Annotated in this window: 24 protein-coding genes; 17 read left to right on the top strand and 7 right to left on the bottom strand. The window is 38.0% G+C overall.

Annotation, left to right across the window (positions count from 1 at the left end; translation table 11 throughout):
* Positions 1-104 precede the first annotated feature (104 nt).
* The 6 genes from B9T28_RS10935 (at position 105) to rdgB (ending at position 6,016) form a co-directional block, all read left to right on the top strand.
* A complete protein-coding gene (locus tag B9T28_RS10935) occupies positions 105-788 on the top strand; it encodes a Fe2+-dependent dioxygenase (RefSeq protein WP_086204021.1) in 684 nt (227 codons plus the stop codon).
* Positions 789-1,139: 351 nt separating this feature from the next.
* Positions 1,140-2,837, top strand: a complete 1,698-nt coding sequence (gene leuA / locus B9T28_RS10930) for a 2-isopropylmalate synthase (protein WP_086204020.1) — start codon at positions 1,140-1,142, stop codon at positions 2,835-2,837.
* A gap of 102 nt (positions 2,838-2,939) precedes the next feature.
* Entirely contained in the window at positions 2,940-4,100 is a 1,161-nt protein-coding gene (gene metX, locus B9T28_RS10925; protein WP_086204019.1) for a homoserine O-succinyltransferase MetX, read from the top strand.
* Positions 4,100-4,693, top strand: a complete 594-nt coding sequence (gene metW, locus B9T28_RS10920) for a methionine biosynthesis protein MetW (protein WP_086204018.1) — start codon at positions 4,100-4,102, stop codon at positions 4,691-4,693. The genes metX and metW overlap by 1 nt, the downstream gene beginning before the upstream one ends.
* A complete protein-coding gene (locus B9T28_RS10915; protein WP_086204017.1) occupies positions 4,690-5,283 on the top strand; it encodes a tetratricopeptide repeat protein in 594 nt (197 codons plus the stop codon). Before metW ends, B9T28_RS10915 begins: the two co-directional genes overlap by 4 nt.
* Before the next feature lie 106 nt (positions 5,284-5,389).
* Positions 5,390-6,016 (top strand): RdgB/HAM1 family non-canonical purine NTP pyrophosphatase, encoded by a 627-nt coding sequence (gene rdgB / locus B9T28_RS10910; protein WP_086204016.1) that lies wholly within the window; start codon positions 5,390-5,392, stop codon positions 6,014-6,016.
* Between the two features lie 79 nt (positions 6,017-6,095).
* Here the strand turns inward: rdgB and B9T28_RS10905 are convergent, their stop codons facing one another.
* Positions 6,096-6,971, bottom strand: a complete 876-nt coding sequence (locus tag B9T28_RS10905; RefSeq protein ID WP_086204015.1) for an AEC family transporter — start codon at positions 6,969-6,971, stop codon at positions 6,096-6,098.
* Between the two features lie 147 nt (positions 6,972-7,118).
* Here B9T28_RS10905 and tatA point away from each other — a divergent pair, with 147 nt between their 5' ends.
* The 3 genes from tatA to tatC all read left to right on the top strand — a co-directional run bounded on the left by tatA (position 7,119) and on the right by tatC (position 8,604).
* Positions 7,119-7,343 carry a Sec-independent protein translocase subunit TatA gene (tatA, locus tag B9T28_RS10900; RefSeq protein WP_086204014.1) on the top strand — a complete coding sequence of 75 codons (225 nt, stop codon included), beginning with the start codon at positions 7,119-7,121 and terminating at the stop codon, positions 7,341-7,343.
* 17 nt (positions 7,344-7,360) lie between these two features.
* Positions 7,361-7,819, top strand: a complete 459-nt coding sequence (gene tatB, locus B9T28_RS10895; RefSeq protein WP_086204013.1) for a Sec-independent protein translocase protein TatB — start codon at positions 7,361-7,363, stop codon at positions 7,817-7,819.
* Positions 7,820-7,887: 68 nt separating this feature from the next.
* Positions 7,888-8,604 carry a twin-arginine translocase subunit TatC gene (gene tatC, locus B9T28_RS10890; RefSeq protein WP_434057137.1) on the top strand — a complete coding sequence of 239 codons (717 nt, stop codon included), beginning with the start codon at positions 7,888-7,890 and terminating at the stop codon, positions 8,602-8,604.
* A gap of 95 nt (positions 8,605-8,699) precedes the next feature.
* Here tatC and B9T28_RS10885 read toward each other — a convergent pair whose 3' ends face one another.
* Positions 8,700-9,479, bottom strand: a complete 780-nt coding sequence (locus B9T28_RS10885; protein ID WP_086204011.1) for an NRDE family protein — start codon at positions 9,477-9,479, stop codon at positions 8,700-8,702.
* A gap of 94 nt (positions 9,480-9,573) precedes the next feature.
* Here B9T28_RS10885 and lgt point away from each other — a divergent pair, with 94 nt between their 5' ends.
* The 3 genes from lgt (at position 9,574) to B9T28_RS10870 (ending at position 11,294) form a co-directional block, all read left to right on the top strand.
* Positions 9,574-10,398 carry a prolipoprotein diacylglyceryl transferase gene (gene lgt / locus B9T28_RS10880; RefSeq protein ID WP_086204010.1) on the top strand — a complete coding sequence of 275 codons (825 nt, stop codon included), beginning with the start codon at positions 9,574-9,576 and terminating at the stop codon, positions 10,396-10,398.
* Positions 10,399-10,546: 148 nt separating this feature from the next.
* The gene (locus B9T28_RS10875) at positions 10,547-10,921 is read left to right on the top strand and encodes a hypothetical protein (RefSeq protein ID WP_086204009.1); all 375 of its coding nucleotides are present in this window, start codon (positions 10,547-10,549) and stop codon (positions 10,919-10,921) included.
* 10 nt (positions 10,922-10,931) lie between these two features.
* Complete coding sequence (locus B9T28_RS10870) at positions 10,932-11,294, top strand: hypothetical protein (protein WP_086204008.1); 363 nt, start codon at positions 10,932-10,934, stop codon at positions 11,292-11,294.
* A gap of 80 nt (positions 11,295-11,374) precedes the next feature.
* On the opposite strand, the gene B9T28_RS10865 is transcribed toward B9T28_RS10870, so the two are convergent.
* Positions 11,375-11,911 (bottom strand): CHAP domain-containing protein, encoded by a 537-nt coding sequence (locus tag B9T28_RS10865; RefSeq protein ID WP_086204007.1) that lies wholly within the window; start codon positions 11,909-11,911, stop codon positions 11,375-11,377.
* Positions 11,912-12,204: 293 nt separating this feature from the next.
* Entirely contained in the window at positions 12,205-13,041 is an 837-nt protein-coding gene (locus B9T28_RS10860; protein ID WP_086204006.1) for a YwqG family protein, read from the bottom strand.
* A gap of 130 nt (positions 13,042-13,171) precedes the next feature.
* Between B9T28_RS10860 and thyA the strand changes: the two genes are divergently transcribed.
* The 5 genes from thyA to msrA all read left to right on the top strand — a co-directional run bounded on the left by thyA (position 13,172) and on the right by msrA (position 16,889).
* A complete protein-coding gene (gene thyA, locus B9T28_RS10855) occupies positions 13,172-14,014 on the top strand; it encodes a thymidylate synthase (protein ID WP_086204005.1) in 843 nt (280 codons plus the stop codon).
* A 77-nt stretch (positions 14,015-14,091) separates the two neighbouring features.
* On the top strand, positions 14,092-14,604 hold the full coding sequence (locus B9T28_RS10850) for a dihydrofolate reductase (protein WP_086204004.1): 513 nt from the start codon (positions 14,092-14,094) through the stop codon (positions 14,602-14,604).
* 32 nt (positions 14,605-14,636) lie between these two features.
* Positions 14,637-15,713, top strand: a complete 1,077-nt coding sequence (locus tag B9T28_RS10845; protein WP_086204003.1) for a lipoprotein N-acyltransferase Lnb domain-containing protein — start codon at positions 14,637-14,639, stop codon at positions 15,711-15,713.
* Between the two features lie 81 nt (positions 15,714-15,794).
* Complete coding sequence (locus tag B9T28_RS10840; protein WP_086204002.1) at positions 15,795-16,250, top strand: META domain-containing protein; 456 nt, start codon at positions 15,795-15,797, stop codon at positions 16,248-16,250.
* A 120-nt stretch (positions 16,251-16,370) separates the two neighbouring features.
* Positions 16,371-16,889, top strand: a complete 519-nt coding sequence (gene msrA / locus B9T28_RS10835; protein ID WP_086204001.1) for a peptide-methionine (S)-S-oxide reductase MsrA — start codon at positions 16,371-16,373, stop codon at positions 16,887-16,889.
* 615 nt (positions 16,890-17,504) lie between these two features.
* Here msrA and B9T28_RS10830 read toward each other — a convergent pair.
* From B9T28_RS10830 to B9T28_RS10820, 3 genes are read right to left on the bottom strand one after another with little or no spacing between them, the layout of a single operon-like run.
* Entirely contained in the window at positions 17,505-17,909 is a 405-nt protein-coding gene (locus B9T28_RS10830) for an ExbD/TolR family protein (RefSeq protein WP_086204000.1), read from the bottom strand.
* Positions 17,909-18,532 (bottom strand): MotA/TolQ/ExbB proton channel family protein, encoded by a 624-nt coding sequence (locus B9T28_RS10825; protein WP_086203999.1) that lies wholly within the window; start codon positions 18,530-18,532, stop codon positions 17,909-17,911. Before B9T28_RS10825 ends, B9T28_RS10830 begins: the two co-directional genes overlap by 1 nt.
* A gap of 30 nt (positions 18,533-18,562) precedes the next feature.
* Complete coding sequence (locus B9T28_RS10820) at positions 18,563-19,387, bottom strand: energy transducer TonB (RefSeq protein ID WP_086203998.1); 825 nt, start codon at positions 19,385-19,387, stop codon at positions 18,563-18,565.
* Positions 19,388-19,425 lie beyond the last annotated feature (38 nt).

Here is a 19,425-nt window from a genome sequence, read left to right as displayed (position 1 = left end):
TCTAAAAATCCCATAAATATTTTATGGATTTAATGTAAAATAGCCTCTATTCGTAGAGGCTATTTTTATAAATAAAGCATTTATATATTCAAAGGTGTATTGCCGTGATTCATCATATTCCAAACGTCCTTAGTAAAGAACAAGTTCAATATTTCCGTGCAGAAATGAATAAAGTTGAATGGGTGAATGGCAAAGTCACCGCAGGCACGCTTTCCGCGACAGTGAAACAAAATCAACAACTGCCTGAAGATAATCCACTGACTCACCATTTAAGTAGCATTATTTTAGAATCTTTAGGACAGCATCCCCTATTCCTTTCTGCTGCGATTCCTTTAGATATTATCCCACCACTGTTTAACCGTTACGAAAACCATGAATCTTTTGGTTTTCATGTCGACAACTCGATTCGACGCATTCGCGGTAGCAATGAGCGTTTAAGAACAGATCTATCTTGTACCATTTTTTTAACTGAACCAGAGGAATATGAAGGCGGTGAATTAGTCATTGAGGACACGTATGGCTATCATGAAGTGAAGCTCCCTGCTGGTGATATGATCCTTTACCCATCGACCAGTCTACATGAAGTCACGGCGATTACATCGGGTTGCCGTATTGCTTCATTTTTTTGGGTACAAAGTATGATTCGTGACGATGCAAATCGCTATATGCTGTTTAATCTAGATCAGACTGTGCAAAATTTGCGAATAGAGCTGGGAGATCAACATAAAGAAGTGATTAAACTGACCAATATGTATCATAATTTAATGCGAAAATGGGCTGAAATTTAATAATCTTAAGTCTATTTGAACACAGTTATCTTCCACAAAATAAACCAATATAGAATATATTTTTCAAAATTCTAAAAAATCAGGAAATAATTCTCTTAATTTGAGTTTTTTACATAAATTAAGGGAATTATTTCCGAAGCAAGTCTTTTAAAATTAATCTTAACTTAATCCGTTTACAAGATAACTGAGTTTTACTTTATGCCGTGTTACATCCACGCATAATTTTATGCCACTTTAGGCGATAGAACTCCGAATTGTGCTTGTAAATCGCTAGAATAGACATAATCTATATGAGTAGTAAGTTGCCTTTACCCAAGATTAGAGCAACCGATCCTACACCAGGAGTTTCACATGATGTTGGCAGATCCAAGTAAAAAATATCGTCGCATGTACCAACGTGTGGACTTACCAGACCGCCAATGGCCAAATAATGAAATTAATAAAGCGCCCATTTGGATGAGTACCGACCTACGTGACGGTAACCAAGCGATCTTTGAGCCAATGAACATTGAACAAAAATTTAAAATGTTCCAAATGTTGGTCAAAATTGGTTTTAAACATATTGAAATTGGCTTCCCTTCTGCCTCTCAAATTGATTTTGACTTCACCCGTAAGTTGATTGAAGAATGTCATATTCCTGATGATGTATACATCGAAGTTTTAGTTCAAGCACGTGATCATTTGATTCAACGTACTTTCGAAGCTTTGGAAGGTGCTAAACGTGCTATCGTGCATATTTATAATTCAAACTCACCAACCTTCCGTCAAAAAGTATTGAATGTTGATGTGGCTGGTGCCAAAAAATTAGCCACCTGTGCCGCTGAAAAAGTTAAAGAATATGCAGCGCAATATCCAAATACCGACTGGATTTTCCAATATAGTCCTGAATGTTTCTCTGCGACTGAATTAGACGTAGCCAAAGACGTCTGTGATGCAGTGACTGAAATTTGGGAAGCATCGCCAACCAATAAAGTCATTTTAAATTTACCTGCAACTGTGGAAGTTTCTGGGCCACATGTATATGCCGATCAAATTGAGTGGATGCACCGTAACTTACAACGTCGTGATGGTGTGATCATCTCGGTACATTGTCATAATGACCGTGGCTGCGGTATTGCAGCATCAGAATTAGCCATTATGGCTGGTGCGGATCGTGTGGAAGGCTGTGTATTTGGTAATGGTGAACGCACTGGTAATGTCGACGTTGCAGCCATTGCCTTGAATATGTATACCCAAGGGGTTGCACCAGAATTAGATTTTTCTAATATCAATGAAATTATTGCCACTGTCGAAGAATGTACTGGCTTACCTGTGCATCCACGCCATCCCTATGCAGGTGACTTAGTTTTTACTGCATTCTCAGGCTCACACCAAGATGCGATTAAAAAAGGCTTTGAATTCCAAAAAGGTGAAGAAATTTGGGATATGCCATACTTACCTATCGACCCGAAAGATTTAGGCCGTGATTATGATGCGGTGATTCGTGTCAATAGCCAGTCAGGTAAAGGTGGTATCGCATATTTATTAGAGTCTAATTACAACGTGGTATTACCACGTCGCTTACAGATTGAATTCTCTCAAAAAGTTCAACAACATACCGACGAACAAGGTACTGAAATCACCTCACAAGAAATCTGGACGTTATTCCAAGATACCTATGTTGCAGTGAAAGATGCACATTATTCTGCGAAAAATTACAGATTATCGGATGATAATGGCAATCAAGTAATCGAGCTTGACTTGGTGGTTGATGGTGAGATTCAACACTTACGTGGTGAAGGTAACGGTCCTATTTCTGCAATTTTAAATGCCTTACAATTGCCGATTGATGTATTAAATTATGAAGAACGTAGTATTAGCTCAGGTGCACATGCAAAAGCCTTAGCCTTAATCGAACTTCAAGTTAAAGGTACCGGTAAATCTGCATTTGGTGCAGGTGTACACGACAATATTGTGACCTCGTCAATTGAAGCTATTATTGCATGTACCAACCGTTTAATAGAACAAGGCGTGTTAAGTACCAAACACGTGATTGCTGCTGCGGTATAAGCAATAACGATATGTAATAGCACTATAAATTACTTTTGAAAGGATACCCTCGGTGGTATCCTTTTGTTATTCATCCTAAAGATTTTAAGGCGAATTATTCCTGTGTCTTTTCCAGCTGACTCAGTGGGCATCGTTAGCCCGCAAAAATTCCAATTTGAAGAGCCTCTAGAGCTTGAATGTGGTCGCATATTGCCACGTTTTGACATCATGGTTGAAACCTACGGCAAACTCAATGCAGACAAATCCAATGCAATCTTATTGTGTCATGCATTATCAGGACATCATCATGCCGCAGGTTATCATCATGCCGATGATAAAAAACCAGGCTGGTGGGATGCCTGTATTGGACCTGGAAAAGCCATTGATACCTCAAAGTTCTTTGTAGTGGCACTGAATAATATCGGTGGTTGTAGCGGCTCTACTGGCCCAACATCACCTAATCCTGAAAATGATAATTTACCTTATGGGCCTGATTTTCCTTTAGTCACTGTTCGTGATTGGGTTAAAACCCAAGCGATGCTTTCAGATCGTTTAGGTATAGAAATCTGGTATGCCATTATTGGTGGCTCACTCGGTGGTATGCAAGCTTTGCAGTGGTCCGTTGACTATCCTAATCGTTTAAAAAATTGTGTGATTATTGCCAGCGCACCCAAACTTTCTGCACAGAATATTGCCTTTAATGAAGTGGCACGTCAGTCTATTTTGTCTGATCCAGATTTTCATAACGGCCGTTATTTGGAACAGGATAGTTATCCTAAACGCGGTTTAATCTTGGCACGTATGGTCGGACATATTACGTACTTGTCTGAAGAAGCTATGAAACAAAAATTTGGACGTGACTTAAAATCAGGCAACTTTATGTATGGTTTTGATGTTGAGTTCCAAGTTGAAAGCTATCTACGTTATCAAGGTGAACAATTTAGTCGTAACTTTGATGCCAATACATATTTAATCATGACCAAAGCTTTGGATTATTTTGATCCCGCACGAGAATATGATTTATCTCTCACCAAAGCGATGTTGAAAACCCAGTGCCGCTTTTTAGTCGTATCATTTACTACCGATTGGCGTTTTAGCCCACAACGTTCACAGGAAATTGTGGATGCGCTGATTAGCAGTCATAAGCCTGTGAGCTATATCGATATTGATGCAGAACAAGGCCATGACTCATTCCTCTTCCCTATTCCGCTGTATGTCAAAACATTACGTGCATTTTTAGGTGGCCCTGAGCACCTTGAAGCAACACCTCAGGAGACTGTGTAATGCGTATAGATCAACAACTCGCTGAAAAATGGATTACCCCAGGTGCAAGTGTGCTTGATTTAGGCTGTGGTGATGGCGAATTATTGTCACAAATGAGCAAAAAACAGCAAATCCGTGCATACGGTTTAGAAATCGATCAAGAAAAGATTGCAATTGCGGTCAGTCGAGGGTTAAATATTATTCAACAAGACTTAAATCTTGGTTTAGGACGCTTTGCTGATCAATCTTTTGACTATGTGGTTATGGCACAAGCATTGCAAGCTGTTGATGCACCAGATGTTTTGTTACGAGATATGGTTCGTGTAGGTAAACAAGCCATTATTACCTTTCCAAACTTTGCACATTGGAAGACACGCTCTTTTTTGGCATTGAAAGGAAGAATGCCTGTTTCCGAGGCACTACCCTATATGTGGTATAATACGCCGAATATCCACTTATGTACCTTTCGTGATTTTGAAGCATTGTGTGCAGAAAATCAGATTAAGATTATTAATCGACTCGCTGTAAATGGGAACCAACAAGGCAGTATGCTGAGTAAGCATTTGCCTAATTTGTTCGGCGAGGTCGCTATTTATCGAGTGAGTGCTCTATGAAAAAAATATTATTAAGCAGTACATTATTTTTGGGGTTGCTCAATGTTCAAGCCCATGCAGACTATATTCCACAGCAGCAACAATCCATTTCTGCAATGGCAGCACAATACGCACATATGAGCGTTGCTGATTTACAGAAAGCGGCTAAAGCAGGACAACCTGCAGCTCAATTCTATTTGGCAACCCGTTATCAATCGGGTAATGAAATTGGTAAAGATTTAAAGCAAGCATTTAGTTGGTTTAAAGCTGCTGCCGATCAAGGTATTTCATCTGCTCAATTAAATGTTGGGCGGATGTATGCCGATGGTATGGGCACATCTATCAACGAAACGCTTGCACGCCAATACTTTGAAAAAGCAGCCAGTCATGGGGATAACCGTGCTAGCTTCAATCTTGCCGTAATGGAAGAACAAAAGAAAAACTATATGGGTGCATACCAATGGTATGAGCTGTCTACCCGTGATGGTATGTTAGACAATAAAGTCATCAATATGTCTGAAACCAAGAAGACGGCGCTAGCTGCAAACTTAACCCCTGATCAAATTCGTACCGCACGTGATCGTGCTGACAAATGGATTCAAGCGCAATAATGTTGCCCTGTTTTCCAAAGCACCTTCGGGTGCTTTTTTTTATTGGCATCATACAATCCATAAAATCAGCTAAAATGATTCCTATTCAAGATGAGAGCTTTTTACAATGTCGACACAAGATTGGTTAGCACAAGGAACACTGGTACTCGCCAGTAACAACAAAGGTAAAATTGCAGAATTTACCAAAATGTTTGCCGAATTAAACCTCCCTGTAGATGTGATTCCTCAAGGTCAGTTGAATATTGAAGATGCAATTGAAGATGGTTTAAGTTTTGTTGAAAATGCCATTATTAAAGCCCGTCATGCTGCTCGTATTTCAGGTAAACCTGCGATAGCAGATGATTCAGGTATCTGTGTACCGATATTGGATGGTGCCCCTGGAATATATTCTGCTCGCTATGCTGGTGAACATGGCGATGATACTGCCAACAATCTTAAGCTTTTGGAAAGTTTAAAACCGTTACGTAAAAACGGCGAAGCAATTCAGGCGATGTTTGTATGTGTATTGGCTCTGGTTCAACATGCCGATGATCCCCTTCCTCAAATCTTCCAAGGTATCTGGCAAGGTGAAGTTTTAGAGCAAGCACGTGGCGAAAATGGTTTTGGCTATGATCCTTTATTTTGGTTACCTGAACTAAATATTTCGAGCGCTGAAATGTCAAAAGAAGAAAAGAATAAAATTAGTCATCGTGGTCAAGCGATGCAGTTATTCCGTAAAAGTATAGTCAGCTAATTTTTTCTTTTTAAAGAGATCATTTAGCATTAAAAAGTAAAATCCCTCTGCTAGCGTGAAGGGTTTTACTTTTTAAAAACTAAATAAAATATAAACTTAGACCATATAGAGAACAAATACCACAACTCACGATCGTTCCTGAAGCAATATATTTAGCCGAAATCCCCGTTCCTTGATAATGCGTTTCCAATGCCACAATATTGGCAGCTGGGGGTAAACAAAATAATAAAAACATGACTCCAATATATTCATGGATATGTGGAATGGCTAAGAATTGATATGCCAAGCCACATAAAATAGCACCACATACTAATTTTAAGCCTGCAACTTTCAAACTTTGCAATAAATCACGCTTGTTAACACGAGTATGACGTAACCATAAGCCCAAGACACACATACCTGCAAAACTCATGCCCCACTTTGCAACATTATAAATTTCATCTATCCATAGATGATTATGCAAATGATGAAAGTCTAGCCCCCTAAATATAAGCGCGATGAATAATGCAATAACGGGTGGCGACTGCATCACTTTCTTTATAATTTCCTTAAATGATTGTGCTGCTGAGCGAACAGAAGTGACTGCCCAAGTATTACCAAAAATTGAAACACCGATATATAAGGCAATCATCGCTGAACTAATTTCTGAACCAAATAGTGCTACCGCAATCGGAAATCCCAGCCATGCCATATTGGTATAACTAAAACAGAGTGATGCTAAGCGATCTTTGGAAATGGCTAAAAAAGTAAAAAACAACAGAAATGCAGCAAAGAAACTAAACAACATCAAACTTAAACTGCCCTCCCGATAAAACACCATGTTGTAGATAATGACAATCGGAATAAATACGCGAGCCAATAAAGCAGATAGTAAAGCTTTAAGCTGAGTCGACAATGTTGTTGATGCCAGTATTAAGCCACACATAAAAGACAACAATGGGAATAACAACGCCACTCAAATACATCCAAAAATTGATCATGCTGAAATGCTAACATTTTTTAAATTGTACTTTGAGTGATTGTCTTTAAATTGAAATATCTACGTCACTTTGTTGTCACATCTAACTGTTGATATAGGCTTAATAAAATAGGAGTTAAAACTATGGCTGGCTTATCAATTTGGCATGTACTCATTTTCGCAATCGTGGTGATTTTATTGTTTGGTACATCAAAACTCAAAAACTTAGGTAAAGATGTCGGTGGTGCTGTCAAGGATTTTAAAAAATCAATTAAAGATGAAGAAGCGACTGCAGCATCTCTCACAGAACCACGTACTTTAGAACATCAAAATAATCATACTGATGTGAACTCTACAGTGAAACATTAAACTGGGAGATGTAAATCATGTTAGATGTAGGTTTTTCTGAACTTCTGGTTTTTGGCATTATCGCTCTATTGGTTTTAGGCCCTGATAAACTTCCTGAAGCTGCACGTTTTGCTGCGAAATGGTACAGCAAATTCAAACGTGTCATCAGTAATGTTCAAAATGATATCGATCGTGAATTACGTCTGTCCGAGTTTCGCGAACAAATGCAAAATGAAATGCAACGTATTCAAGAACTGGAACAAAAAGTGCAGGCTCAGATGCAAGAGTTACAACAACAATCGATTATCGCTGCAGAAAAAAAATTACCCGCAGCAGAATCGTCCAATAAAAATTTATCTTTAACCTATCACTTTATAAAACCTACAGTTCCCTCATTTTATTTCTTCAAAATGTGGATAAAACAACAACAGTGCGCTGATGTCTATATTCCGCCTGTTGAAACAGTTTACCCAGCGCAGTTACAGGTGGCTGTATGACAACTTCTCTTTCGCCACAACTTCAAAACCCATCTAATCCAACTGAAGAACCAATTCAACTTGAAGCAATGCCGATCACCAAGCACTTAATGGTGTTACGTCAGCATCTTTTTAAAATCGTCGGGATTTTCATTGTTATCTTTTTTTGCTTACTGCCGTTTGCCAATAAAACTTATTCGACCTTATCTGAACCATTAAGAGCCCAATTACCGCTCAACTCCACCATGATTGCCACAGATGTTACCGCAACATTTATGGCACCCTTTAAGCTGAACTTTTTTATTGCATTAATGTTGGCCATGCCATTTGTGATTTATCAAATTTGGGCATTTCTAAAACCAGCATTGTATGAAAAAGAAAAGAATTTAGCTTTTCCTTTATTATTTGGCAGCATTTTTCTATTTTATTCTGGAATTGCATTTGCCTACTTTGTTGCTTTACCTTCTATTCTACATTTCTTCATGAGTGTGTCACCAGATACCGTTGCGCCAATGACTGATATTAATAGCTATTTGGCATTTTGCTTAAAGCTATTTTTAGTGTTTGGGGTCACTTTTGAAATTCCGATTATTACCTTAGTGCTTATTTTAATTGGTTTTGTCACCACAAAAACCTTGGCTGAAAAACGCCGTTTTATTATTGTTGGGTGTTTCTTCATTGCTATGTTTATGACCCCACCCGATGCGATTTCGATGATTATGCTAGCAGTTCCAATGTGGCTACTCTTTGAAATAGGTCTGCTATTGGGCAAAATTCTTGAACAGCGCAAAACAGCTGAAATCTAAAATAGTGTAATAAAAGTCTGTAATTTTGGCTTTTATTACGCTATTCATCTTTGATATTTATATAAATATATATTTCTAACTAAATTCTGCATAAATCAACTGAACTCGAGCACCTGTTGAACCAGCTCTCCAGCATGTTCACCTTGTTGTGTTTTTTCAATCCAATCTATTTTTTGCTGAGTGATTCGTAAGAAATTGGAACAACGCGTCCCATAAATTGGACTTTGAATAAAGGTAGAAGAAAGCAATTGTTCCATTTCAGGATGAATCCCAGTTTCGGGCAATAAATCAGGAAAGATTTTCCGTTCATCTTCCAAAATATCCCACGCTGCGTATTGCAGATTCGCTTCAGGCAGCGAAGATAACTGCATCATCGGTAAAAATTCTTGAGTAAAGCGTTTCCTCAAGTGTTTGGTCTTTTCCCAATCATCTGAAAGTAAGCCATTTGAAACCACATAGACCCCTGTCGATAATACTTGTGGTGCCTCACCACGATTACTCATATACACTGCTTGGTCGACATCCCCAATAAATAAATTAAAACCAGCATAATTACATTGGATTTTTTCCAGTGCTTGCGCAAAGCGGATTGGGGTTTGGTTCGATTCTAAAAAATCCTGAATCAATTTTCCTCGTGAGGTTGAATAGGTTTTTTTGTCAGTAGCATCACGATAATTAGTCACAATGGCCCATCGGCCTTGTGCAGTCACTCCCATCCAAGTTCCGCCAGACTGTAAATCTTGCCCAGCAATGATTGGGCTGTTTTCCCAAGCCTGTAATTGCGCGCTAGGTCGATGATAAAATTCATCTCGATTGGAAAGTAAACATAAGGGCTGATCATCCAAAACCTGCCAAGCCAGTGCCACAATACACATAAGTTATTCTCTTTTACTTTTACACATTGAATGTACAACATTTTTTATATCTTTCAGCTAAAATCTGTGCAAAACAGAAAATCAAGGAACAGGAATGCTGACCTACCCAAATATCGACCCCGTTGCAGTTGCACTGGGTCCCTTGCAAGTACACTGGTATGGACTAATGTACTTATTGGCATTTTTATGCGCTTGGGGGCTTGCAACCTATCGTGCCAAACAACGTGATCAGTGGTCATCGGATATGGTTTCGGATTTAGTATTTTACGGTGCTTTAGGGGTGGTACTTGGTGGACGTATTGGTTATGTGATTTTCTATGAATTTGACAAGTTCTTGGTTGATCCCATTTGGTTATTTAAAGTCTGGACGGGTGGTATGAGCTTCCATGGTGGCTTTTTAGGTGTCATGGTTGCCATGTTGTTATGGTGCCATAAATATAAAAAGACTTGGTTTGAAACGCTGGATTTTATTGCGCCGTGCGTACCTACAGGTTTGATGTTCGGACGTATTGGTAATTTTATTGGTGGTGAACTATATGGTCGCCAAGTCTCAGACCCCAACTTTGCATTTGGTATGATTTTCCCAACAGATCCTTTGCAATTGGTTCGTCACCCCTCACAGATATATCAAGCCTTATGTGAAGGTTTATTACTGTTTATCATTTTATGGTTTTATAGTGCTAAACCTCGTCCTCGTTATGCTGTTTCGGCAATATTTTTAATGGGTTATGGCTGTGCTCGCTTCTTTATGGAGTTCTTCCGTGAACCCGATGCCGATCAAGGCTATATCTTGTTTGGCTGGATGACCAAAGGTCAAATGCTCTCTTTACCGATGATTTTGATCGGTCTATGGATGATTTGGTACGCTTACCAGAAGAAAATTTTTGACTGGGGTCCACAGAAAAATACCCCAAACTAAGCTGCACATAGCGAATAATGCAGCCATATTTTTAATCATCTTGAAAAAAATGAAGCTGTACCAATAACCTTCTTGCGAAAAAATGAAGCAGTGCTTCATTTTTTTTCCTATGCTAAAGTTATCTGAATACCTTTTATTTTGATGAACTATGCTTGAATTTTGGTTTAATCCTCAAACATCGCTGACAAAAAAATTATTGATTCTTATCGTGATTGCAATTACGACAGCGGTTCTCTATACAATTCAACCGCTCACCATTGCTGCAATTTTGATGTTTTTAGGTACAGGCATTATTTTTCTAATCTGTCGCTATTGTAAAACACATTTTACTGCTCAAAATCCAAGCGGCTTAGTTTACCGATTGTTAACTTGGATTCCGATTGCGCTATTAATCGCGCTTATTTTTAAGAACATGCAAAATGGTGAAATTCTAATGCCTGGTGCCCAAGGTATTGGCTTTATGGCTTTAGCTGTCTGTCTCTTTTCTCCGCTATCGTTATTACATAACAACAAATCAGAGTAAGCTTTTCATCATGTTCAACTTTTGGTATTCGAAACAATGTACACGACAAATAAAACTCATCGTGTGTATCCTGACCTGTGCGATTATTTATATTTGTTCATCGATACAACAGCTGACACCACTCTTTGTAGGAATCAGCCTGAGTATTGGTCTCATAATTCATCTACTGAGAAAGTTGGAACTAAAAATTTCAAATGAACATCTATATCAACAAGGCTTTCAAATTCTATTTTCAATCATCAGCCTAGTCACTTTAATTCAATTACTACCAACTCAAAATAAAATCTATCTGGCAATCCAATGCCTTGGCTTTAGTGCGATTGGCTTGTTTATTGTGTCAATTTATGAAAATCGAGCAAAACGTTTTGAATAAATAAAAGGAAGTTCCTAGTCATATTCCCTTCCTTTTAAATACGCTTAGCACATTAACAATGCCTAATTTTCGCCTATTTTTTATAAATTTATTCGATAATATTCATAAGTAACTTGAGCATCTTTATAGACGTCATAGCTGCGTTGCTTAAAGTCTGAGACCCATTCTAAGCCCGTAAATCCAGCAATATGCCCATATCGATGCTTATTGGTTCTATTGATAATATAGATATCACCTTTTTTAGGGTGATCAAATGCGGGTTGAATCTGTCGATATCCAATTTTAGTCAGGGTATTACCCCAATCTGCTGCGGCAACAGGATGTTGGACAAAGCGTGCTCCTGCTGTTTCTAAGGCTATACGGATGCTTTTGGCACACTTTGCAGAACTTCTTCTGCTCGAAATACCGGCTAACTTTTGAGTGAATTTACTCACATCAATTTGATATGCATTGTCAAAACTAAAGCTTCTAAAACCGCCCTCTTCAACTTTTTTGTTTCTAGAGGTGGAATGCTTTTTCACTTCAGGTGGATAACTCTGTGATGCTGTGGATCGAATTACAATATGACTTGCAGGCGCAACATTATCATATACATCAACATGTTGGTCATAAATCATGCTTAAACCTCTAACGTCTCTCAAAGAATTAGTTACGCTCTAAACAACGCAACTTCATTTCGTGAAGCAGGGATAGTAAGCATCGAATCTTAAATTTCCACATCAAAAAATGTAAGCAAATTTATTATTGTAAATGAGAATACTTTAACTCACTCTTTATTATTAGATTTTAAAAAATACTTTTTTGTAAAAAATAGCACTGATCTTTTAGCACTGCTTAAATTAAAACCAACCTTAATTTTTTCTTAAAAGTTAACTGCCTATTTTAGAATAAGTAGTTATTTATAATACAATTAACTACAATCCCAGTTGTATAAAACCCTTGAAAAGTCACGTTTTTTTAAGTCATCTGGATGAATGAAAAAGTTACCAACACCGACATCGCCCCACATAATATCGTTGCCTTCATTCGCATCACTATCAATTTGTAATAACAAGACATAGTCTTGAATATTTTTTTCATACTCCCGTGGATCAGATTGAGTGAAGTAAGGATAGCCCAACAATCGATGTCCATTTGCAGAGAATTTTTCACAATACGGTTCTAACCATTCATCATAAAAATCTTCACCCTCAAATTTTTCCTCAAAATCATAAAGCTGTTCAACAGCTAAAATTTTCTGTCCAAAAGCAAAATCATCAACACTGATATATTGAACAACGGGTTTAAATTCGATGCGATATTGACCTGAAAGTGGTGAACAGTACTCTTCATCTGTAAATCGAGATAAATGGGGAGCAAAATCTTGCTGAAGTTGAGTTTTTTCTTGCATCACATCATCAAAAAATAAAACTCGGAATCCCTCCTGTTTTTGCCCCTTTTCAAAATCAGCACCATATAGATCATCACCACCAATGAAGAACTGTAAAATACCTTTTGTAGGTAAATCTGGATGCAAAGGCAATTCTGCAAAATTAATTTGCGCCAGCAGTTTAAGTGGAACATTATTTGAATCAACAGGATATTGATGCTTCAAAGGTAAATAGGGCTCCCCGCCGACTTTACTTTGCCATAAAGCCAAATGCTCATCAGAAACTAAAGACATTTCGAAACTGGATTGAGCCGTTATTAAAATTTTATCTTTATATGGCTGAATCGCCTCAGGAATATCATTCCAATTCACATTCATCGTTATTCTCTCTTGTTATGTACTATTAAAAATATCTAGAGATTAGTATAAACTGCTAGGTTCATCGAGAATATGACATGCCCTTTTTAAACGACAGCAAATGTCGCTAAGAGCTTAATTTGGAATTTTTATGAAAGCGTATTTAGACCTTCTACAACACATCCTCGACAACGGCGGCGATAAAGGCGACCGTACAGGGACAGGGACACGTTCTGTATTTGGTCATCAGATGCGTTTTGATCTTGCTAAAGGTTTTCCTTTACTGACGACTAAAAAAGTTCATTTCCGCTCTATCGTCATTGAACTATTGTGGTTTTTAAAAGGTGATACTAATGTCCAATACTTAAAGGACAACAAAGTATCAATTTGGGATGAATGGGCTACTGCAGAACAAACTGCGCGTTTTGGCCGTCCTGAAAGTGAACTCGGCCCTGTTTATGGTCACCAATGGCGTAATTTCGGTGCAACTAAAAAAGCAGATGGCTTGTATGAGCAAGATGGTTTTGATCAAATTCAATGGTTGGTTAATGAAATTAAAACCAATCCTAATTCGCGTCGTTTAATCGTATCGGGTTGGAATCCTCAAGAAGCTGGACAAGTCGCACTACCACCGTGTCACACATTATTCCAATTCTTTGTTCAAGATGGCAAGCTTTCTTGTCAACTCTATCAACGTAGTGCAGATGTTTTCCTAGGCGTGCCATTTAATATTGCCAGTTATGCCTTACTGACGCATATGATTGCACAAGTCTGTGGTCTGGCTGTCGGTGATTTTGTTTGGACAGGGGGTGACACTCATCTGTATGTGAATCATTTTGAGCAAGCACAATTACAACTCAGTCGTGAGCCTTTAACGTTGAGCCAATTAAAACTCAATCCTGAAATTACGGATATTTTTGATTTTAAATTTGAAGATATTGAAGTCATTGGCTATGAATCACATCCTGCCATTAAAGCCCCTGTCGCAGTTTAAAATACGTATTTAATATTTATCCTCCTCTCTTCACCCCATTCTATCTGCTTGTTGAGAGGAGTTAAAAAGAGTTTCTTATGGCCTATCAAAATTTCGAAATCGTGCATGTCGTGGCAATGGATCAACAACGCTGCATTGGTAAAGGTAATGATTTACCTTGGCATATTTCAGCAGACCTCAAACACTTTAAAGCAATCACCCAAGGTGGTGTGGTGGTGATGGGGCGAAAAACCCTCGAATCGATGGGTCGTGCCTTACCTAAACGTGTCAATTGGGTCATTACTCGAGATCCAAACTGGACATTTGAAGGGGTTAAAGTTGCACATAGTATTGAAGACGCTTTAGAACAAGCCATTCCTGATGTCAAAGCATCCGAAAAACCTGAGTCAATTTTTATTATTGGTGGTGGAGAAATCTTTAAACAGACGATTGATATCACTGATCGTTTAGAATTGACCCATGTACAGCTTGATGTTCAAGGTGATGCTCATTACCCTGAAATTCCACACGAATTTAAAAAAATAACTAGTGAATCGCACCATGATGACAAAACAGGGATTGCTTTTGAGTTCGCCACTTATCAAAAATAAGCCTAGAACTTATTCAGCAAAAATAGCCCAATATGCATAACATTGGAAAAAAAGAATTCTTCCATGCTTTAGGAATGGGGCTACTCCATTCCCTAATTAGTTTATTGGTAATTCTTTCTTCGATTTGGCTTTGCCTCGCAATATGGATTCAACAACCAGGGGGATGGTTGTTGAGTCGAATCATGCTTGCGATTTGGATTATATTTTCACTCAGTATTTTAGGGATCTACATTGGTAAAAGCGGGTTAAGTCGTCGTAAAGATCTATTCATTTACATCCTCGCTTTTATTGGTAGTTTATTTTGGTATTTCAATATTCCAGCACAGCAAGATCGAGACTGGAGTCCCGATGTTGCACGCTTACTCAGCTATGAAAAACAAGGCAATATTGTCACCCTACATAATATTCGAAATTTCACCTGGTATAGCGAAGATAAATTTGATCAACATTGGGATACTCGTCGCTATAACCTAGAGCATATCAGTGGTATCAATATCATCACCTCCTATTGGATGGGGCCTCAAATTGCCCATACCTTAGTCAGCTTCGATTTTACCGACCAAAAACCGTTGGTTTTTTCAATCGAAATTCGTAAAGAAAAATCAGAAAGCTTTTCAGCCCTTGGCGGCTTCTTCCGTAAATTTGAACTCAGTTTAGTGGCAGCAGATGAACAAGATATTGTCTATACGCGGAGTAATATTCGTGGCGAACAGGTTTATTTTTTCCCCATTAAAATGCCAAAAGCTGAAATGCAGGCATTATTCTTAGAGTATTTAAAAAAATCAGATGAGTTAGGTGTAGAACCGAAGTGGTACAACACACTCACCAGTAATTGTACCACTATAGTTTTCGATATGATCCAAGCTATTTCACCACAACAATTACCAACCGATTATCGACTGCTTGCCTCTGGCTATTTACCCAATTATCTCTATGATTTAGGTGCAATTAGCCATCAATGGTCAATGAAAGAATGGTACCAATACTCCCATGTAAATCCTAAAACACAAAACTTTAAGTCTTCTCCACCTACAGATCGCTTAAGCTATTCGGAAATCATTCGAACGGGCTTACCCGTCGTCCAACAGAATCTTTCTTCTAAAAAATAATGCAGAGATACATTCTAGACATAGCGATTTACTTATTTTTTTGTTTAGATAGTAGCAATAGATTCACTATAGAGATCACTCATGCTAAAAAAACTGATTGCCACTGTACTTATTTCATCAACATTAGCCGTTGTAGGTTGTACCTCTATGCCGAGTACAATACAACAAGAACAAAATTTGGCACTTCTACAGAATAAAATCTGGGTAATGACGCACATTGGTGCTATTGAATATAAAATGGATCCTCACGCACCCAATGCGCCCAGCATTCAGTTTAATTCAAATGAAATGCGTGTAAATGGTACAGATGGCTGTAACCGTTTAATGGGAACTTATGTGGTTAAAGGCAATCAAATTAATTTTAGCCCAATGGCTGGAACCAAAATGATGTGTATGGAAACCATGGAACTCTCTAGCAAATATAATGAAGCACTGAGCCAAGTTGCAGGATATCAAGTCTATGGGCAAACTTTAAAACTGTTAGATCGCCATGGCAATGTCGTATTGAAATACAGAAGTACCGTGCAACCTCGCTAATTAAGCATAAAAAAGGGCCTGAATTTCAGGCTCTTTTTTACGTATAAAAAATAAAATTACATAATGACTTCATCATAAGTTTATATATTATTGAATGATCAAAAGAATAAGGATTTTATAATGCAACAAGCACTCTTCGGTGGTGGATGTTTTTGGTGTACTGAATCAGTTTTTTTACAACTTAAAGGTGTAGAAAAAGTCACCAGTGGTTATGCCGGTGGTCATACCTTAGATCCAAATTATGATGATATTTGTACAGGGAATACCGGACATGCCGAAGTGATTTTGATTGATTTTGATGACAGCCAAATTAATTTTAAACAACTACTGGATGTCTTTTTTGCAACACACGATCCGACGACCTTAAACCGGCAAGGCAACGATATTGGAACACAATATCGTTCAGTGATTTATTACTTTAATGCTCAACAGCAAACGGAAGCAGAAGCGTATATCAATCAGTTAAAAACAGAGGGTTTAAATATCGTGACTGAACTCAGCCCTGCTCCGACCTTTTATCCTGCTGAAGATTATCATCAAAATTTTTATGCACGTAATCCTTCCCAAGGATATTGTAATTTCTCTATCCCCCCAAAATTATTGAAGTTAAGCAGTAAATTCCAAGAACTATTGAGGTAATCTTTAGAGATAAAAAAAGCGATCTAATTTTTATTACTAGTTAAGTAATATATATAAAACATATAAAAAAGATCCCTTCTTGGGATCTTTTTTATTCTTTAAAGAATAATTTCATATCAATTTTACTAGTAAAAAATATATAAATTATAAAAACTCAATTACACAAATATAAGCCAAAATGCATATTTCTGTACAAATGGACACTAAGTATCATGATCAATTATTCTTATTTAACTTTGATATTTTAACTTGATAAAAAGATATCCTAAGGTTGAGAACTAACAATCTATGATGTGTGTTGTCATTATAATATGACAACACACTCTCAGTATATTGCTATGCTATCAAGCTTTGTATTAATCTACTTTTCTTCAATGCCTTCTGGAAATTTAAAACTCAAAAATGGGTTTGTGCTAGCTATTAAAAAAATTCTAGATCATTTGGAGTCCTGGAAAGAATTATAGCTTTTATATATTTATTTTATACATATATAAAAAGAAAGATGCGAGATAAGAAATTGATATTAAAGGTTATACTTGCATCTTTCTTTCATTTTATACACTTTCTACTAGAAAGAAAGTAATGGATCGCTTTTTTTCGCTTTATCCATCTGACTTAGTTATCACTCAGAAACGCCAGATCATTTAAACCAGCCTTACTGGCACGAGACATGACTTGTGCCACTGTATCGTAACGTGCGTCTTTATCTGCTCTTAACTGAACTGCTGGTTTAGTTGCTTTTAGCCCTTCCTCATCAAAGCGCTTTTGCAACTCATCCAAACTAATGATTTGACTGTTCCAAGCCACTTCGCCTTTTTCATTAATACTAATGGTAATGGCTTCTGGTGGTGGTTCTACAACTTCAGCTGTAGTTTTTGGTAAGGTTAATGGTATTGATGGGTTCGCAACGGTTGCTGTCACCAAAAAGATGATCATCAATACCAACATAATATCGATCAGCGGAATGAGATTCATCTCATTCATGCCAGAATCGTTGTCTTCACCCAATTGAAAAGCCATTAAGCTTGACCTCCAACTAAAACATTTTCAGTGGTCTTCGCTGTAGCTGTGTGCGTGGATGAATCTTGTTGCAACATTGTGTCAATCAATAAACCATGCGCTTGATCTTGCAATTCATTCGATAAGGTACGATTAAAACGTACACAAATGTTATAGGCTAGAACGGCTGGAATCGCTACCGCTAAACCCAGACCTGTCATAATCAGTGCTTCACCCACAGGGGTTGCCACTTGAGCTAGGCCCGCTTGCCCACTTTTTCCAACAGCAACAAGCGCATGAAAAATCCCCCACACTGTCCCAAATAAACCGACAAATGGTGCAATAGAAGCAATCGTTCCTAAAACTGAAACACCTTTCTCAGCAGAAGATTTTTCTACTGAAATTTGACGTAAAAGTGCTTGTTCTGCCACAGCTTTACGCTGTTCAAAAGCTAAAGGTACAAGTTTTGCTTTTAACTTGCTAATCGCTTGAGCAAGATGCACTTGAGCTTGCTGCTTCAATTGACGTGTTCCCATCAAACGAAGAACAAACACCGTCCAAGTCGCAATAGACATGATCAAAAGCACGAAGTACAGTGTTTTACTGACTGCATCTGCATGTTGCCAATAAACTGAAAAGTTCATACTCGAACTCCTAATTAATATGTTAGCCGGTTAATTCAATTCTAATTCGAAAGGTAAATCGCCATAAATTGCACGACCATCTTTAGAAGCTACAAATTTAGCACCACGAACTGCACGTAAAACTTTATCATCTAAAGCAGTCAAACCACTCGACTTAGTCACTTTTACATTCGTAATCTTTCCATCAGCTGTAGCGACAATATTCACAACAACTGTTCTTTTCGCATTTTCTAAATCTTTATTGGTGAAAGAGAGACGTGGTTTTCTCGCCCACGAAACATCTCCTGCACTAAACTTACGTGGTGCATTTTTAGCATCACTTTCAGCTTTGTCACGCTCGGCCTGATCGCGTGCCGCTTGGTCACGTGCAGCTTGCTCTCTCGCCTGCTGATCTTTGAATGCTTGATCTTTTTTAACTTGATCCAGACGCTTTTGCTCATCAATAACACGTTGATTTTCAAGTTTCTGTTGCTCTTGTTTTAACTTCTCTTGTTTCAGCTTCTCTTGTGTATCATCTTGCTGAATGGTCTTTTTATCGATTTTAGGTGTCGTAGTTGCAATAACTTTCGGTTTCACAACTGGTTTTGGCAGTACTGGTTCAACTTTAGGCTTTGAAGGTTGTACTTTAGGTTTAATCGGCTTAGGAGGAACAGGCGGTGGCGGAGTATCTTCCACAAGTTTAAGAAATTTGACTTTTAATGGCGTTTTTTCAATTGGCTTGAGCTCAGGTGCTTTCATATTACTCACCGCCCAAAGTACACCCATATGACCGATCACGACTGCCAACAAAGCGGTGAGCACTGTTTTCTTCATCGAGGGAGAAGATTGAAGACTTGCTATGGAAGATTGACTCATATGAATCTGTATACCTAAACCAGAGATAGACTACAAAA

The sequence above is a fragment of the Acinetobacter silvestris genome, assembly GCF_002135235.1.
In the GTDB taxonomy this organism is placed as follows: Bacteria; Pseudomonadota; Gammaproteobacteria; order Pseudomonadales; family Moraxellaceae; genus Acinetobacter; species Acinetobacter silvestris.
Note: the sequence above shows the minus strand (reverse complement) of the source record. Positions and strands in the feature narration are given on the sequence as shown.

Excerpts from the sequence above, each read along its gene's own strand:
- B9T28_RS10885 (WP_086204011.1), bottom strand. The coding sequence starts at position 9,479 with ATGTGTATTGTGGCACTGGCTTGGCAGGTTTTGGATGATCAGCCCTTA.
- B9T28_RS10875 (WP_086204009.1), top strand. The coding sequence starts at position 10,547 with ATGCTTGAATTTTGGTTTAATCCTCAAACATCGCTGACAAAAAAATTA.
- B9T28_RS10845 (WP_086204003.1), top strand. The coding sequence starts at position 14,637 with ATGCATAACATTGGAAAAAAAGAATTCTTCCATGCTTTAGGAATGGGG.
- B9T28_RS10865 (WP_086204007.1), bottom strand. The coding sequence starts at position 11,911 with ATGATTTATGACCAACATGTTGATGTATATGATAATGTTGCGCCTGCA.
- B9T28_RS10850 (WP_086204004.1), top strand. The coding sequence starts at position 14,092 with ATGGCCTATCAAAATTTCGAAATCGTGCATGTCGTGGCAATGGATCAA.
- tatC (WP_434057137.1), top strand. The coding sequence starts at position 7,888 with ATGCCGATCACCAAGCACTTAATGGTGTTACGTCAGCATCTTTTTAAA.
- rdgB (WP_086204016.1), top strand. The coding sequence starts at position 5,390 with ATGTCGACACAAGATTGGTTAGCACAAGGAACACTGGTACTCGCCAGT.
- metW (WP_086204018.1), top strand. The coding sequence starts at position 4,100 with ATGCGTATAGATCAACAACTCGCTGAAAAATGGATTACCCCAGGTGCA.
- B9T28_RS10830 (WP_086204000.1), bottom strand. The coding sequence starts at position 17,909 with ATGGCTTTTCAATTGGGTGAAGACAACGATTCTGGCATGAATGAGATG.
- tatB (WP_086204013.1), top strand. The coding sequence starts at position 7,361 with ATGTTAGATGTAGGTTTTTCTGAACTTCTGGTTTTTGGCATTATCGCT.
- B9T28_RS10840 (WP_086204002.1), top strand. The coding sequence starts at position 15,795 with ATGCTAAAAAAACTGATTGCCACTGTACTTATTTCATCAACATTAGCC.
- B9T28_RS10820 (WP_086203998.1), bottom strand. The coding sequence starts at position 19,387 with ATGAGTCAATCTTCCATAGCAAGTCTTCAATCTTCTCCCTCGATGAAG.
- leuA (WP_086204020.1), top strand. The coding sequence starts at position 1,140 with ATGATGTTGGCAGATCCAAGTAAAAAATATCGTCGCATGTACCAACGT.
- B9T28_RS10860 (WP_086204006.1), bottom strand. The coding sequence starts at position 13,041 with ATGAATGTGAATTGGAATGATATTCCTGAGGCGATTCAGCCATATAAA.
- lgt (WP_086204010.1), top strand. The coding sequence starts at position 9,574 with ATGCTGACCTACCCAAATATCGACCCCGTTGCAGTTGCACTGGGTCCC.
- thyA (WP_086204005.1), top strand. The coding sequence starts at position 13,172 with ATGAAAGCGTATTTAGACCTTCTACAACACATCCTCGACAACGGCGGC.
- msrA (WP_086204001.1), top strand. The coding sequence starts at position 16,371 with ATGCAACAAGCACTCTTCGGTGGTGGATGTTTTTGGTGTACTGAATCA.
- B9T28_RS10825 (WP_086203999.1), bottom strand. The coding sequence starts at position 18,532 with ATGAACTTTTCAGTTTATTGGCAACATGCAGATGCAGTCAGTAAAACA.
- B9T28_RS10915 (WP_086204017.1), top strand. The coding sequence starts at position 4,690 with ATGAAAAAAATATTATTAAGCAGTACATTATTTTTGGGGTTGCTCAAT.
- B9T28_RS10870 (WP_086204008.1), top strand. The coding sequence starts at position 10,932 with ATGTTCAACTTTTGGTATTCGAAACAATGTACACGACAAATAAAACTC.
- tatA (WP_086204014.1), top strand. The coding sequence starts at position 7,119 with ATGGCTGGCTTATCAATTTGGCATGTACTCATTTTCGCAATCGTGGTG.